Raw genomic sequence first — 15999 nt, 5'->3', positions numbered from 1 at the left:
TTTCAAATCACCGTGGGCATGGTCAAACGATTGCCAAAGGGATCTCCATACCAGGATTGTTTGCGGAGTTGGCTGGTAAGGCTACCGGAACGTCTAAAGGTCGTGGAGGCTCTATGCACTTGGCCAATATTGAAAAAGGAAACTACGGAACCAACGGAATCGTTGGTGGTGGCTACGCCTTAGCAGTTGGGGCAGCGTTGACGCAGCAATACGAAGGAACCAATAATGTCGTTATTGCCTTTTCAGGGGATTCTGCGACTAATGAAGGATCTTTCCACGAGTCTGTCAACTTAGCAGCCGTTTGGAATCTGCCGGTTATCTTCTTTATCATCAACAACCGCTACGGAATTTCAACCAGTATTAACTATTCCACTAAAATTCCACACTTGTATACGCGTGCAGATGCATATGGCATCCCAGGTCACTATGTAGAAGACGGAAATGACGTCGTCGCAGTATATGAAAAGATGCATGAAGTCATCGAGTACGTCCGTGCCGGAAATGGTCCCGCTATTGTGGAAGTGGAATCTTACCGTTGGTTTGGTCATTCCACAGCTGATGCAGGTGCTTATCGAACCAAAGAAGAAGTAGATGCTTGGAAGGCTAAGGATCCATTGAAAAAATATCGGGATTACTTGCTAAGCAATAAGATTGTATCAGAAGATGAATTAACAGCGATTGAGACAGAAGTAGCACAGGAAGTCGAAGACGGGGTGAAGTTTGCAGAAGAAAGCCCTTATCCAGATCTTTCAGTTGCTTTTGAAGATGTCTTTGTGGACTAGTCGTATTCCAGAAATGACTGGAAAGTAGCTGTAATCATGATAGGAGAAAGATAAAAAATGACAGAAATGAAAGTAATGGCTTTGCGCGAAGCGATTAACCTAGCGCAAAGTGAAGAAATGCGCAAGGATGAAAAAGTCTTCTTGATGGGTGAAGACGTTGGGATCTATGGAGGAGATTTCGGAACCTCTGTTGGGATGCTGGAAGAATTTGGAGAAAAACGTGTACGAGACACTCCAATCTCTGAGGCAGCCATTGCAGGTGCAGCCGTGGGAGCAGCCCAAACAGGTTTGCGTCCGATTGTTGATTTGACCTTTATGGATTTCATTACCATCGCTATGGATGCGATCGTCAATCAAGGAGCGAAAACCAACTATATGTTTGGTGGTGGATTGAAGACTCCGGTTACCTTCCGTGTCGCTTCCGGTGGCGGGATTGGTTCTGCAGCCCAACACTCACAGTCCTTGGAAGCTTGGTTGACCCATATTCCAGGTATCAAAGTCGTAGCACCTGGGACGGCAAATGAAGCAAAAGCTCTCCTCAAATCCTCCATTCTAGACAATAATCCTGTTGTGTTCTTAGAACCAAAAGCCTTGTATGGGAAAAAAGAGGAAGTCAACACAGATCCAGACTTCTACCTCCCACTTGGAAAAGGGGATATCAAGCGTGAAGGGACAGATGTGACGATTGTTTCCTATGGACGCATGTTGGAGCGCGTTCTGAAAGCAGCAGATGAAGTCGCTGCAGAAGGAATTAGCGTTGAAGTCGTAGACCCACGGACCTTGATCCCTCTTGATAAAGAATTGATTATCAACTCTGTCAAGAAGACCGGAAAAGTTATCCTAGTAAATGATGCTTATAAGACAGGTGGATTCATCGGGGAAATTGCGACCATCATTACAGAAAGCGAAGCCTTCGATTACCTAGATGCACCAATCGTTCGTCTGGCATCTGAAGATGTGCCAGTACCATATTCTAACATTTTGGAAACATCCATCTTACCAGATGTGGACAAGATTAAGGCGGCAATTTACAAGCAAGTCAATAAGGGATAGGCAAAATGAAGAAGGAAAGAGGTTGGAGTGAATCCACCTCTTCTGTATGACTGGGTCTTGAGGAAGGATTATCTCCGAAAAGATTTAGACCTTTGTTTTGTGATCGAAAGGAAAGGAAGTTGAAATGGCAGTAGAAGTCATCATGCCAAAACTCGGTGTGGATATGCAAGAAGGCGAGATCATCGAGTGGAAAAAATCAGAAGGTGATTCCGTCCAAGAAGGGGATATCTTACTCGAAATCATGTCTGATAAGACAAATATGGAAATAGAAGCAGAAGAGTCAGGAACCTTGCTTAAGATTGTACGAGGCAATGGAGAAGTGGTTCCTGTCACTGAAACGATTGCCTACATTGGAGAAGCAGGAGAAGTCCTAGCTGAAACAAGTGACTCTCCAAAACCTGCAGTAGCAGAAGTTGCTACTCCTTCTGCGGAAAAGGTGGTTGCTGAGAAACCAGCAGTAGCAGAGAGTGCTCCTCTAGTAAAAGTGCTTCCAGGTGAGAAAGTCCGAGCGACCCCAGCTGCACGAAAGGCAGCGAAGGATTTTGGAATTGAACTTGAGCATGTTCAAGGGACGGGAGCCCAAGGACGGATCCACAAAGATGACGTGGAAAACTTTAAGAATCAAGCACCGAAAGCAACCCCTCTTGCACGGAAGATGGCCGAGGCGAATGGAATCGATTTGAGCCAGGTGGTAGGATCAGGACTGAATGGAAAGATTCGAAAAGAAGATATCCAGGCTCTTCTAGAGGCAAGTGCTCCAGCAGAAGAAAAAGCTGTAGTGGCTGCGCCAGCACCTGAAAAGGAATTACCAGAAGGTGTTGAAATTATTAAGATGTCTGCGATGCGCAAGGCCATCTCTAAGGGAATGACCCACTCGTATCTCACAGCCCCAACCTTTACGCTGAACTACGACATCGATATGACCAATCTCATGGCCCTTCGGAAGCAAGTTCTGGAACCAATTATGAATAAAACAGGGCTTAAGGTGACCTTTACGGACTTGATTGGACTAGCCGTCACACGGACCCTGATGAAAGAAGAACACCGGTATCTGAATGCCTCCTTAATCAATGATGCGCAAGAAATCGAACTTCACCGCTTCGTCAACATGGGGATTGCTGTAGGGTTGGACGACGGGCTGGTCGTACCAGTCGTACATGGAGCAGATAAGATGAGCTTATCTGAGTTTGTGGTGGCTTCCAAAGATGTCATTAAAAAAGCGCAGGCAGGGAAATTGAAGGCGGCAGAAATGTCTGGTTCAACCTTCTCCATTACCAACCTAGGGATGTTTGGAACTAAGACTTTCAACCCAATCATCAATCAGCCAAACTCTGCAATCTTGGGAGTTGCGGCGACTGTGCAGACCCCGGTTGTTGTGGACGGCGAAATCACCATCCGACCAATTATGGCGATGTGCTTGACCATTGACCACCGACTAGTTGACGGGATGAACGGGGCGAAGTTTATGGTAGACCTCAAGCATCTCTTGGAAAATCCATTGGAATTACTGATCTAGTCAGCTATACCCACTAGGAAAATTGGAAAAGACTCATAGAAAGGAAGGAGAAGAGCTCGACGGAACGGGTCGAGGCTTCTCGATAAAAGGAATATGGCAGTAGAAGTTATTATGCCCAAACTTGGGGTTGACATGCAAGAAGGTGAAATCATCGAATGGAAAAAAGCCGAAGGCGATACCATTCAAGAAGGGGATATCTTGCTTGAAATCATGTCCGATAAGACAAATATGGAAATTGAAGCAGAAGATTCAGGTGTTCTGTTGAAGATTGTTCATGGAAATGGGGAAGTTGTTCCAGTAACGCAAACCATTGCGTATATCGGTGAAGCAGGGGAAGTGGTGGATGCTAGTCCAGTAGCTAGTCCAGCAGACTTAAAAGCCGCAGGGTTAGAAGTACCAGCTGCTCCAGCAACAGCTGAAGTGCAAGCTCCAAAAGCACAATTAGCAGCAGACGAATACGATGTAGTCGTGATTGGTGGTGGTCCTGCAGGTTACTATGCAGCCATCCGTGCAGCCCAATTGGGAGGTAAAGTTGCAATCGTTGAGAAGACTGAGTTCGGTGGGACCTGCTTGAACGTTGGTTGTATCCCAACTAAGACCTATTTGAAAAATGCTGAAATCTTGGATGGTTTGAAGATTGCGGCTGGTCGCGGTATCAACCTTGCATCCACCAACTACACCATCGATATGGACAAGACAGTTGAGTTTAAGAACTCTGTTGTCAAGACCTTGACAGGTGGCGTTCGTGGACTCCTTCGGGCCAATAAAGTGACGGTCTTTAATGGACTCGGAATTGTCAATCCAGATAAGACAGTTGCCATTGGTGAAGACATCATCAAAGGTCGCAATATCATCCTAGCGACTGGATCGAAAGTTTCACGCATCAATATCCCAGGGATTGAATCTTCTCTTGTCTTGACATCAGATGACATTTTGGACCTTCGTGAAATGCCAAAATCACTTGCTGTCATGGGTGGCGGTGTTGTCGGAATCGAGCTTGGCTTGGTTTGGGCTTCTTATGGTGTGGATGTAACTGTCGTTGAGATGGCGGACCGCATCATCCCAGCCATGGACAAAGAAGTTTCGGTAGAGTTGCGCAAGATTCTTGAAAAGAAAGGGATGAAGATCTTAACCAATGTTGGGGTCTCTGAGATCGTTGAAGCCAACAATCAGTTGACGCTTAAATTATCCGATGGTCAAGAAATTGTAGCGGAAAAAGCCCTTCTTTCAATTGGACGTGTCCCACAAATGAACGGTCTTGAAAATCTCAACTTGGAGATGGATCGTAACCGAATCAAGGTGAACGAGTATCAAGAAACATCTATTCCAGGTATTTACGCCCCAGGTGATGTGAACGGAACCAAGATGCTGGCTCATGCGGCTTATCGTATGGGAGAAGTAGCAGCAGAAAATGCAATGAAAGGCAATGTTCGCAAGGCAGACCTTGAATATACACCAGCGGCCGTTTATACTCATCCAGAAGTGGCTATGTGTGGGATTACAGAAGAAGAAGCGCGTGAACGATATGGCAATATCTTGGTCGGAAAATCAAGCTTTGCTGGAAATGGTCGGGCGATTGCTTCAAACGAAGCTCATGGTTTTGTAAAAGTCATTGCAGATGCCAAATACCATGAAGTTCTTGGAGTCCACATTATTGGACCTTCTGCAGCAGAGTTGATCAACGAAGCCGCAACCATCATGGAAAATGAATTGACAGTGGATGAACTCCTTCAATCCATCCATGGACATCCAACCTTCTCTGAAAACATGTATGAAGCCTTTGCAGATGTTTTGGGAGAAGCGATTCACAATCCTCCAAAACAAAAATAAATCCCAAAACAAATGAGAGAATGTGCCTTGCACAAGCAACTCCATTCAAAAAATGAGAGACACCCCGAGAGCTAGACAAGCTTCTAGTTCTTTGGGGTGTTTCTTTTGCTTCTTTTGTCAACTGTAGTGGGGAGATAAAAGCCACCATTTGAAGAGGGCCAAGTTAGACTCCGCCTTTTTGATGATCAGGATTTTTACCTTCGTCTTGCTTGTGTAGGAAGGCTTGGTGGGAACCGTAGTTCCCCCGGGGGCAGATTTCGTTGTAGGTAGCAAAAATAAGATTAAAGTTTTCAGAAAATTTTAAGATATATTTGACTTCCCCCTTCTTTTTTGTTAGGCTATTACTAGAGAAGAAAGGGGAAGAGATGAACAAGCGGTGGATAGGGTGCTTTGTGACAGTGGGATTGGTTCTATTATCCCTGTCCATTGGCTCCAACGATGCCTTTAGCTGGCAGGCACTTTTTCGTGGAAAAAGTCAAGCATGGCAACTCTTTGTGGAGTCCCGTCTCCCAAGGACCTTGGCCATTGTGATGACCAGTGGGGCGATTAGTTTAGCAGGTTTACTCATGCAGACGATTACCCAGAACCCTTATGCCGCGCCTTCTACAACAGGAACGACAGAAGCCTCTCAGTTGGGAATCTTGGTCTCCCTTTTCCTCTTCCCCAAAGCCACATTGTTCCAGAAAATGAGTTTGGCCTTTTGTTCGGCTCTGCTTTTTACAGGAGTCTTCTTGCTGGTGTTGAGACGGATGCAGTTTAAGGAAAAGTGGATGTTGCCTTTGGTGGGGATGATTTACAGCGGGATCATCGGTGCCTTGGGGCAGGCCTTGGCTTATCACTTTCACCTTATCCAATCCATGACTTCCTGGAGTCAGGGTTCCTTTTCCATGATTCAACGCAATCAGTATGAGTGGCTTTTCTTGACGCTTCTGGTCTTTTTAGGGATCTGGCTCTATTCGGAGTCCTTCTCGATTATGTCCCTGGGCGAAGAAACCAGCCGAATCCTGGGGCTACCCTATGCTGCCTTGGAAAGTTTTGCCTTAGCCTTGGTGGCCTTGACATCAGCAGTGACCATGATTACGGTTGGTTCCTTGCCTTTCCTTGGGGTGATTGTTCCCAATATTGTACGTCAGATTTCGGGTGATTACTTTAAAAAGATTCGCTTGCAGATTGTCTTTTTGGGAATCAATATCGTCTTGTTTTGCGATATCCTAGCAAGATTGGTGATCCGTCCCTATGAAGTCTCTGTTTCCTTGATTTTAGGTGTTCTTGGGGCATTGGCCTTTTTAGGCATGATCTGGAAGGGGGCAGAGGCATGAAGCGTTTTACCCAAACCAACCGAGTCTGGCTTATGATTTTAGGGATTCTTGCGGTACTTCTTACGGTCTATTATCTCTTTCCGACAGGCCAAACGGCTCTGCCCTATATCTTGAATCTCCGGATCAAGAAGCTCTGGGCCTATGTCTTTGTGGCGGTGATCGCAAGTTTTTCAACTTTTAGCTTCCAGGCGGTCATTGGCAATCGCTTTTTGACTCCTTCCGTCCTTGGACTGGAGAGCCTATATGTCTTGATGCAGTCTGTCTACCTCTTCTTTTTTTGGAAGTGGTCAGAAGGTACTACCCCTCACTCTATCCCTGAGTTTTTTCTGGTGATTGCCTTGCAATGTGGCTTTTTTGCCTGCCTGCAGCCGGCCATTAAGTCCTTGTTGCAGCGAGGGATTGGCTTTATCCTTCTGGTCTGCATGACCTTAGGGACTTTTTTCCGGAGTTTTTCGACTTTTATCCAGGTCATGATGGATCCCAATGAATATGACAAGCTCCAATCACGCCTCTTTGCCTCTCTTCAGAATATCAACCAGGACCTGCTTTGGATTGTCTTTCCCATCTTGCTATGGATCTGTGTGATCTTATATCGAAAGGGGCGGATCTTAGATGTTTTTTATTTGGGAAAGGACCAAGCCCAGCTTTTGGGGGTTAATGTGGAGAAGGAGCAGCGTCAAGTGCTCTGGCTGGTCGTTCTTTTAACTTCTCTGTCGACAGCTTTGATTGGCCCCTTGACCTTCTTTGGTTTTATCTTGGCCAATGTCACCTACCTCATCGTTCGAGACTTTCGGCATCGCAGTCTCTTTCTCATCGGGTCGCTCCTAGGCTTTGTCGTGATCTTGCTTTCTCAGATCCTGGTAGAGCGGGTCTTTGGTTATCATGTGACCCTGCAGGTTATCGTCGAATTATTTGGAGGTCTCTTCTTTTTCTACTTGCTGTATAAGGAGCGTCGAAAATCATGATTCAAATGGAAAAGCTATCAAAGCGCTACGGTGGTCAGATGGTGCTAGAAGACATTGGTCTAAAGATTGATGAAGGAAAATTGACAGCTTTCATTGGACCCAATGGGGCTGGAAAGTCGACTCTTCTGTCCATTATCAGCCGTCTGTTACCCAAGGAGGAGGGGATCCTCTACATCAGAGGGATCGAGCTAGAAAGTTGGAACTCGGTAGAGCTAGCTAAAGAACTATCTATGCTCAAGCAAAAGATCGATTATCAGGTCAAGATGACGGTGGAAGAGCTGGTGTCCTTTGGTCGCTACCCTTACAGTAAAGGGAGACTGACCAGAGAAGACCAGATTCAGATTGACCAAGCGATTGCGTATATGGACCTAGATCCCTATCGGAAGCGACCGATTGATCAGCTTTCGGGTGGTCAGCTGCAGCGCGTCAATATTGCCATGATTCTATCACAGGACACAGATATTGTCCTTTTGGATGAACCCTTGAACAACCTGGATCTGAAGCAAGGAAGCTTGATGATGAAGACTCTTCGTCGGTTGGTAGAAGAGCTGGGCAAGACAGTTGTGGTTGTGATCCATGACATCAATGTCGCCAGTCAGTTCGCGGATCAAATCGTAGCCTTTAAAGATGGAAAAGTCTTTTGTAGTGGAAAGCCTGAGCAGGTCATGACTCAAGAAGTCTTGGAAGACCTATTTGAGATGAAGCTTACGATCGCTGAAGTGAATGGAAAGAAAATTTGTTTATATGAATAAAGGAGAACTAATGAAAAAATTACTGAAACGTCTGTCATTTGTAGGATTTGTGGGTCTAGTGGGCCTCTTGTTGGTGGCTTGCTCGTCCACAAAAACATCCGAAAGCGGGTCAAACTCTAGCGCTACTTCCTCAGATAAAGTCAGCATCCAAACGTCTACAGGAGCTACGGAGGTTCCTATGAATCCGAAAAAAGTAGTCGTGCTCGACTATGGTGCAGCCGATACGCTTCGCGCTATTGGAAAGGAAGATGTCATTGTTGGCTTGCCAACAGATAGCCTACCTAGCTATCTAAAGGATTTGGCACAGAGTGACAAAGTGACCGATGTCGGAAACTTGAAAGAAATCGATTTGGAAAAGGTCGCAAGCCTTGAACCAGACTTGATTATCCTATCCGGACGGACCCAAAGCCAGATGGAAGAGTTTAGTAAGATTGCTCCAACCATTTACTTTGAAACCAGCAGTACAGACTACTGGGGATCAGTGAAGACCAATATCAGCGAGCTGGCTAAAGTCTTTGGAGAAGAAGCCAGTCAAAAGGCTGCTACTGGGATCAAAGAGATTGACACGATTGTTAGCCAAGCCCAGGCGGCGAATAAGGACACCAAATTAACCACCTTGACCGTCATGTTAAACGAAGGCAATATGGCAGGTGTCGCAGCAGACGGCCGTTTCTCCTTTATCTACAATAGCCTTGGCTTCCAACCAACTAGTCTTAAGTTTGAAAAAGCTAGCTCCGGGAAAAAAGGAGGAGGGAATCACGGTTCTTCCCTCAGTTTTGAAAGTGTTAGCCAGGTCAACCCAGATTTGATTTTTGTCGTTGACCGGACCTTGGCGATTGGTGGCGATGATACCCAAAATTCCGACATTCTTAACAACAGCCTCCTTCAGGCAACCAATGCTGGAAAGAACAAGAAAATCGTGACCTTAACACCAGATTTGTGGTACCTTTCTGGTGGCGGCCTAGAATCTACCAAACTCATGTTTGAAGAAGTCGCGAAATACGCTGGAAATTAAGAAGACTATAAGCATCGTGGCTCGAACGATTCACAGAGAGGACGGGAAAGTTCTCTCTGTTTTTGTATTGGACAAGAGGAATAGCTTTTTTGAAACCTCTTTCATGTCATTTGCAATAGTGTTTGGTATAATAGAAGTATCAATACCTTAAGGAGTTTCAGTATGAAATTTATCGTCAACAATTCCAATGACCCTGCTTACAATATCGCACTAGAATCCTATGCTTTTCGAGAGTTGTTGTCAGAGGATGAGCTGTTTTTATTGTGGATTAATGAACCAGCTATCATTATCGGAAAACACCAAAATGCCATTCAGGAAATCAATAAAGAATACACGGATGAACATGGGATTCATGTGGTTCGTCGCTTATCTGGTGGTGGGGCTGTCTACCATGACCTCAACAACCTGAACTATACGATTATTTCAAACAAAGCAGAAGAAGGCTCCTTTGACTTCAAAACCTTCTCAAAGCCTGTGATTGACACCCTTGCCAAACTCGGTGTAACTGCTAATTTCACGGGACGAAATGACCTCGAAATTGATGGTAAAAAGATCTGTGGAAATGCACAAGCCTATTACAAAGGTCGCATGATGCACCATGGCTGCCTCTTGTTTGACGTGGATATGTCTGTTTTGGGCAATGCCTTGAAAGTGTCCAAGGATAAGATTGAGTCGAAAGGGGTTAAGTCAGTCCGTGCACGGGTGACCAATATCAACTCTGAATTACCAGAGAAAATGACCGTCTTGGAGTTTAAAGATGCGATCCTAGCGCAAATGAAGGAAGAGTATCCAGAGATGACGGAATATGTTTTGAGTCCATCCGAGTTGGAGCGGATTCAAGAAATTCGGGATAGTCAATTTGCAACCTGGGATTGGACCTATGGAGAAACACCAGATTATACAGTTGAACGGAGTGTCCGCTACCCAGCAGGGAAAATCACTAGTTATATTAAAACAGAGAAATCTGTCATCGAGTCCATTAAGATTTATGGAGATTTCTTTGGGATTGGGGATGTGTCCGATATCGAACAGCTTCTGGTGGGGACACGTTATGAATACCAAGATGTCCTGAAAAAATTAGAAGAAGTAGACATCAGCCATTACTTCTCCCGCATGACGACAGAAGAAGTTGCAAAAGCAATTGTAGCCTAAAGAAAAACGGACCCTGTGTCCGTTTTTTTGTGTCGATTTCTGCAAAAAGCATCCATTTAAAGAGGTCGTTTATTTGGAATACCAGCCTTTCTGGGATACTTGTTAGGTGTTTCCTTGCGCTTTTCGACAATGGTCAAACTGCGTGGGTCTCCGTTGCTCAAAACATAATGGCTGGTCGAAATGACCTTTGAAAAAAGAAGAGATAAGGCTGTTTTGGCTTGGGCAACCTCATCCTCAGCGCTAGATGCTTTTAGTGCTAGCAGGTGTCCGCCCAGTTTGAGATAAGGGATAGCCAATTCAAGGAGGATTTGCAATCGCGCAACAGCACGAGCACTGACGATATCAAATTGTCCCCTAAAGTGAGGGTCGTGTCCAAAATCCTCAGCTCGCCCGTGGTAAAAGTGGACCTTGTCTAAGCCCAGAGTATCTGCTAGATGATGGAGGAAGGTAATTCGCTTATTTAAGGAATCAATGATGGTAATGTTCAAATCGGGAAGGAGGATTTTCATGGGGATACTTGGAAACCCAGCTCCAGCTCCGATATCTAGGATATGGGCCGTCGTATCTTGAATTTGTCCTTGCAAAATCGGTGCAATCGAATCATAAAAATGCTTAAGGTAGACGCCTTCTTCATCTGTGATAGCCGTCAAATTCATCTTTTCATTCCACTCGACAAGAAGATGGAAATACTGTTGAAATTGCTCTTTTTGCAGGGGGGTAAGGGGAAATCCTTGCTCTGCTAATGTTTGGTAAAATTCTTCTGGTTTCATAGTCCTATTTTATCATAATTGCTGAAAAAGAAACACCACACGGCGCCTTATGACCCTAAAAAGCGAGCCAGGGAGCGACCGTGTGGTGTGAGAGAATGAAAGACTTAGTCATCGTCTCGTCTTCCACGACTTTGATCCGTTGAGGATGTATCGTTTGGATTGGAAGGAGTTGTGCTAGTGGAGTTAGCAGTCGAAGACTCTTCCGATTTTTCGTCATTTTCGGAGCTTTCGCTCGTAGAGGAAGAACGACTTGTCGAACTTTCCTCGCTGGATGACTCTTCTGTGCTTGAGGAAATCGTTGAAGACGGTAGGTTGGTCGGACGGCTTCCTCGTAAGTAATAATAGCTACCATAGGATAAGAGGCCATCTGGGGCGGTCCAATCTGTTGCTTGTGCGCTTGGATTCAGATATTCCATCATCGCATGATAGACCTCAGAAGCGACAGGCATTCCGGCATCTAGGATTGGAGTGTTTCGATTGGTGTAGCCGGTCCACACGGCCATGGCGTATCTGGTGGAGTAGCCTACAAAGTTTTCATCCGGAGCAACATTGGAACTCGAATAGACTTCTGGGTGCTCCGCAGCAACGGTTTGGTATTCGTCGTCAGAATAGTTAGAAGTACCGGTCTTACCAGCCATTGGGATACCATCCACATTGGCATTGACCCCATAACCATAGGACATGACACTCTTGAGCATATCTGTCATCATAAAGGCTGTCTCTTCGGTCATGACACGCGTTCCTTTGTTGGCATATTCGGTTGTTGTTCCGTCATTAAAGACGATTTTATTGACATACTGCGGTTTGTAGTAAGTACCGCCGTTTGCAAAGGCAGCATAGGCTGCAGCCATTTTTTCACTGCTGGCCCCATATTGGCGACTCGAGACAGTGGTATTGCTTGAAATGGCGTTGGCGTAATGCATCTCAGGGTATTCAATACCGATTGATTTGAGGAAGCTGCTGGCGTTCTCAAGACCTACAGCGGCCAGAGATTTGACGGCTGGGACGTTCCGTGACAAGCGCAAGGCATCCTTGATGGTGATGTTACCAAAGTAGCGGCGGTCCCAGTTGTAGACAGGAGTACTAGAGTTTGGATAGTTGTAGGGTTCGTCTGTAACGGTATCCCCGGTTGAGGTGTAAATCCCTCCTTCAAGAGCAGGAGCATAGTCAGAGATTGGCTTCATGGTAGAACCCCAGTCTCGGTTGGTTTCAACCGCTTGGTTGGTTCCAAAGGAGCTGTTGCTGGATTGATTGCGTCCTCCCAGCTGGGCTACGACTTTTCCGTTTGATACATCAATAACGGTCGATGCGACTTGAATGGTATCATCTGGGTAATTGACATAATCAGAAGTATTGTAGATGTTCCATAGGCGTTGTTGGGCCGCGCTATCCACATTGGTATAGACATCCATTCCAGTTGTTAACAAGTTGTAGCCTGTCTTATCTTCAACCTCTTCAATGACTTGCTTGAGGTAATTATCCATATAGGCAGGGTAGGCAGCATCATTCTTCAAAGAGATGAGCCCATCTGTGACCGGCGTATCCACCGCTTGTTGATATTGGTCCTGGGTAATGTACCCTTCTTTACGCATTTCCTTCAAAACGAGGTCCCGACGTGCTTTAGCTGCTTCAGGTTGGGTGTAAGGGTCATACTGGTTAGGAGCTTGTGGCATTCCTGCCAAAAGAGCCAATTGCGCAAGGGAAAGCTGGCGTAACTCTTTTCCATAGTAGGAATTCGCTGCCGTTTTCATTCCGTAGTTCCCGTTGGACATGTAGACTTTATTAATGTAGAAAGTTAAGATTTCTTGCTTGCTATAATGACCTTCCAACTGTAAAGCTAACCAAATCTCCTGGATCTTCCGTCGGACATTTTGGTCGGAAACGGAAGTGGAGAAGTAGGTCAACTTGATCAACTGCTGGTCAAGAGTGGACCCTCCTTGGAGACTGCCTCCCCGTACATTATTGAAGAAGGATCCGATAATCCGGATGACATCGACGCCACGGTGATTAAAGAAACGTTGGTCCTCAATCGATACGATGGCATTGACCAGGTCGGTCGGAATTTCTTCTGTTGAAGCATTCGAACGACGCACAGCGCCAAGGTCTGCAATCAGTTGGTTGTCTTTGTCATAGATTTTACTAGATGTTGTGGAGGCAAGAGCACTTTGTGAAAGAGCTGGGGCATTGCGCACATTGAGGGCCACAAGGCCAGCAAAGGCCACCACTCCAAGGATAAAAAGCGATAAAAAGACATTGGCTACAATCAGAGCAATTCTTTTTACAAGGGTTTTATTCATGTTTTTCAATGGGTTCACCACCTATTAGTTTTTCGTCAATAATCGTTAAGTAAGGGACACTTGGGAAATGCCCTAATTTTAGTTCATAACCATGCTCGCGGATATAGGACAAGGGCATGGACTTGCTTCCCTGATCGATCTTGTAAAAGGCAATCAGGGGGGAGGCTGGAAGCAGGTAGGTCTCTTTTAGTGTCGAGAAGTGAAGAAGGACAAAGCAAATACCTCCTTGGGCTAGAACCTGATCCATGTGTTCAATCTGATGCGAATGAAAGTTCTTCATGGGCATGGCTGTCTTCTGCCGAGTTTCTTTGGCCTCGAAATCAATGTAGTGCCCTTTGTATACACCGGAGTAATCCGTAGTAGAAGCTTGTCGGAAGTATGCCTCGATGATTTTTGCGCGACTCCGTTTGGGGTAGTCTACCTTTACGATTTGAATGGGTGTCGGTTTTTTGTGAATCACCGCGATTCCTCTCGCTAGATAATAGTGATTGGAATCATTGATGGCAGCTTCAAAGCTCATCCCCCGATTGGCAAAATTAATCGGATTTTTGTCTTGCTTTTTTACGGGGGTGCTGATTTTTCGCACCTGATGTGGATAATTGACCATACTGCTCCTTATTGATAGAATGGTATCACTATATTATATCATAATGGAAGAAAAGAGTACAAGAATCAAGATGAGAAGCCTACTGGTGATAGGATACAAACAGACGGACTTAGGGATTTTTACGGAAAAAGATCCGCGTATTCCGATTATTAAAAAAGCGATCCGACGAGACATGATTCATTTTTTGGAGGATGGGGTGGAATGGTTCGTATTTACAGGGAATCTAGGGTTTGAGTCCTGGTCCTTGGAGGTCCTCAAGGAGCTCAAGACGGAAGGCTATTCCTTCCAGATGGCTACCCTCCTTCTCTTTGAAAACCAAGGGCAACACTGGAAAGAACAACAGCAGGAGAAGTTAGCTGCGTTTAAGAATCTCGATTATGTCAAAGCCGCCTATCCAAGCTATGAGAATCCAGGTCAATTTCGAGATTACAACCAGTTTTTGGCAGCAAATACCGATGGGGCCTATTTATTTTATGATCCAGAAAATGAAACCAATTTGAAATATTTGGTTAATATTCTCTTAAAAAGAGAGGGATATACTATTAAAGCATTAACTTTTGATGATTTGAATGAGATAGCTGAAAATTTTTAAAAATCAAAGAGGAATAGCTTGATTTTTAAAGGTGTTTTTTACTATAATAGTAATAGTGACTTTTAAGATTGGAGCAACTGATGGCAAGCGTAAAATTAACAAGAACGGATATTTTAGAGCAAGATTTCAAGATTGGCTTTCGAGGCTATGATCAAGATGAAGTAAATGATTTCCTAGATGAAATCATGAAAGATTATGATGCTTACGAAGCTATCATTAAAGAATTGCGCGCTGAGGTTGCTCGTTTGAAGGCTAAAGCTGCAAACGCTCCACGAGCAGGAGAACCTGTCGTTCGCGAGGTGGAGCCCAATCGACCTGAGCGGACAGCCTCTGCAACCAACTTCGACATCTTGCGTCGCTTAAATCGCCTGGAAAAAGAAGTATTTGGCAAGCGGATTGTAGAAGAATAAGAGTATTTCAGTGCAATTTTTGGATAATCGCGTGGGATAGAGATTCCATGAGGAAAGTCCATGCTAGCACGGGCTGTGATGCCCGTAGTGTTTGTGCTAGGTGAAACGATAAGCCTAGGGACGAGAGATCGTTACGGCGGACAAAAAGGCTACGTTTTCGAATAGGCCTGACTAGTCCTGAAAGTGCCACAGTGACGGAGTTTTCCTGGAAACGGGAAAAGTGGAACGCGGTAAACCCCTCAAGCTAGCAACCCAAACTTTGGTCGGGGCATGGGATGCGTGGAAGACGAACATAGCATCCTGACTGGAAACAGTAGACAGATGATTATCGAAGGAGGCGAGACCTAGTCGCTTCTGGAACAAAACATGGCTTATAGAAAATTGCATAATAGGTAAGAGGTTGGGATGGACTTCATCCTGACCTCTGATTTTATGAAGAAATCCAGTAGGATATAGGATGAAATAGGACCCACTTTTTTTGCCCATAGGATAGGCGAGAAAATGAACGGGGAAAGCCTGCAGGAATCAGAAAAACGGGAGTAGATGGAACATCATGCAGACAAGATTTGAATTAATCGCGACAGCAGCAGCTGGACTAGAGGCGGTTGTGGGACGGGAATTACGAGATCTGGGATATGATTGTCAAGTTGAAAATGGTCGTGTCCGTTTTGAAGGGACGGTAGAAGATGTGGTCCGTACCAATCTATGGTTACGAGCAGCCGACCGCATCAAGATCGTTGTGGGGACTTTCCCAGCCTCCACATTTGAGGACCTCTTTCAAGGGGTTTATGCCCTCAACTGGGAAGATTATCTGCCTCTTGGAGCAAGATTTCCAGTAGCTAAGGCCAAGTGTGTTCGGTCAAAATTGCACAATGAGCCGAGTACACAAGCTATCACAAAGAAGGCGATTGTCAAAAAGCTACAGAATTACTATTCTAG

The 15999-nt window shown here is 45.2% G+C and carries 15 protein-coding genes and 1 other RNA gene; 13 read left to right on the top strand and 3 right to left on the bottom strand.

Features of this window, described 5'->3' with window-relative positions; genetic code table 11:
* From STRDD13_RS07450 to STRDD13_RS07410, 9 genes are all read left to right on the top strand, one after another.
* On the top strand, positions 1-782 hold a 782-nt coding region (locus STRDD13_RS07450), incomplete at its 5' end, for a thiamine pyrophosphate-dependent dehydrogenase E1 component subunit alpha (protein WP_067103603.1).
* A gap of 57 nt (positions 783-839) precedes the next feature.
* The gene (locus STRDD13_RS07445) at positions 840-1835 is read left to right on the top strand and encodes an alpha-ketoacid dehydrogenase subunit beta (RefSeq protein ID WP_067103602.1); all 996 of its coding nucleotides are present in this window, start codon (positions 840-842) and stop codon (positions 1833-1835) included.
* A gap of 124 nt (positions 1836-1959) precedes the next feature.
* The gene (locus STRDD13_RS07440) at positions 1960-3351 is read left to right on the top strand and encodes a dihydrolipoamide acetyltransferase (protein ID WP_067103600.1); all 1392 of its coding nucleotides are present in this window, start codon (positions 1960-1962) and stop codon (positions 3349-3351) included.
* Between the two features lie 93 nt (positions 3352-3444).
* Positions 3445-5181, top strand: a complete 1737-nt coding sequence (gene lpdA, locus STRDD13_RS07435) for a dihydrolipoyl dehydrogenase (protein ID WP_067103598.1) — start codon at positions 3445-3447, stop codon at positions 5179-5181.
* 365 nt (positions 5182-5546) lie between these two features.
* Positions 5547-6500 (top strand): ABC transporter permease, encoded by a 954-nt coding sequence (locus STRDD13_RS07430; protein WP_067103597.1) that lies wholly within the window; start codon positions 5547-5549, stop codon positions 6498-6500.
* Positions 6497-7465: an iron chelate uptake ABC transporter family permease subunit gene (locus STRDD13_RS07425; protein ID WP_067103595.1), complete on the top strand. Its 969-nt coding sequence runs from the start codon at positions 6497-6499 to the stop codon at positions 7463-7465. The genes STRDD13_RS07430 and STRDD13_RS07425 overlap by 4 nt, the downstream gene beginning before the upstream one ends.
* Positions 7465-8217, top strand: a complete 753-nt coding sequence (locus STRDD13_RS07420; RefSeq protein WP_067103689.1) for an iron ABC transporter ATP-binding protein — start codon at positions 7465-7467, stop codon at positions 8215-8217. Before STRDD13_RS07425 ends, STRDD13_RS07420 begins: the two co-directional genes overlap by 1 nt.
* Before the next feature lie 10 nt (positions 8218-8227).
* On the top strand, positions 8228-9232 hold the full coding sequence (locus tag STRDD13_RS07415) for a siderophore ABC transporter substrate-binding protein (RefSeq protein WP_067103593.1): 1005 nt from the start codon (positions 8228-8230) through the stop codon (positions 9230-9232).
* 162 nt (positions 9233-9394) lie between these two features.
* Positions 9395-10384, top strand: coding sequence for a lipoate--protein ligase (locus tag STRDD13_RS07410; RefSeq protein WP_067103591.1), 990 nt, complete (start codon positions 9395-9397; stop codon positions 10382-10384).
* 56 nt (positions 10385-10440) lie between these two features.
* On the opposite strand, the gene rsmG is transcribed toward STRDD13_RS07410, so the two are convergent.
* From rsmG to recU, 3 genes are all read right to left on the bottom strand, one after another.
* Positions 10441-11154, bottom strand: a complete 714-nt coding sequence (gene rsmG / locus STRDD13_RS07405; RefSeq protein ID WP_067103590.1) for a 16S rRNA (guanine(527)-N(7))-methyltransferase RsmG — start codon at positions 11152-11154, stop codon at positions 10441-10443.
* 104 nt (positions 11155-11258) lie between these two features.
* Positions 11259-13451: a penicillin-binding protein PBP1A gene (gene pbp1a, locus STRDD13_RS07400; RefSeq protein WP_067103588.1), complete on the bottom strand. Its 2193-nt coding sequence runs from the start codon at positions 13449-13451 to the stop codon at positions 11259-11261.
* Positions 13444-14058, bottom strand: a complete 615-nt coding sequence (gene recU, locus STRDD13_RS07395) for a Holliday junction resolvase RecU (protein WP_067103586.1) — start codon at positions 14056-14058, stop codon at positions 13444-13446. Before recU ends, pbp1a begins: the two co-directional genes overlap by 8 nt.
* Positions 14059-14128: 70 nt before the next feature.
* Here recU and STRDD13_RS07390 point away from each other — a divergent pair, with 70 nt between their 5' ends.
* The 4 genes from STRDD13_RS07390 to STRDD13_RS07375 form a co-directional block, all read left to right on the top strand.
* Complete coding sequence (locus STRDD13_RS07390) at positions 14129-14650, top strand: SLOG family protein (RefSeq protein WP_067103584.1); 522 nt, start codon at positions 14129-14131, stop codon at positions 14648-14650.
* 80 nt (positions 14651-14730) lie between these two features.
* On the top strand, positions 14731-15060 hold the full coding sequence (gene gpsB / locus STRDD13_RS07385; RefSeq protein WP_067103582.1) for a cell division regulator GpsB: 330 nt from the start codon (positions 14731-14733) through the stop codon (positions 15058-15060).
* Between the two features lie 15 nt (positions 15061-15075).
* Positions 15076-15439, top strand: an RNA gene (gene rnpB / locus STRDD13_RS07380) — RNase P RNA component class B.
* A 174-nt stretch (positions 15440-15613) separates the two neighbouring features.
* Positions 15614-15999, top strand: a 386-nt coding sequence (locus STRDD13_RS07375) for a THUMP domain-containing protein (protein ID WP_231852585.1), incomplete at its 3' end; no start/stop codon positions are given.

The sequence above is a fragment of the Streptococcus sp. DD13 genome (assembly GCF_001578875.1).
Lineage (GTDB): Bacteria > Bacillota > Bacilli > Lactobacillales > Streptococcaceae > Streptococcus.
The sequence above is the reverse complement of the archived record's forward strand: the minus strand, read 5'-3'. Positions and strand labels throughout refer to the sequence as shown.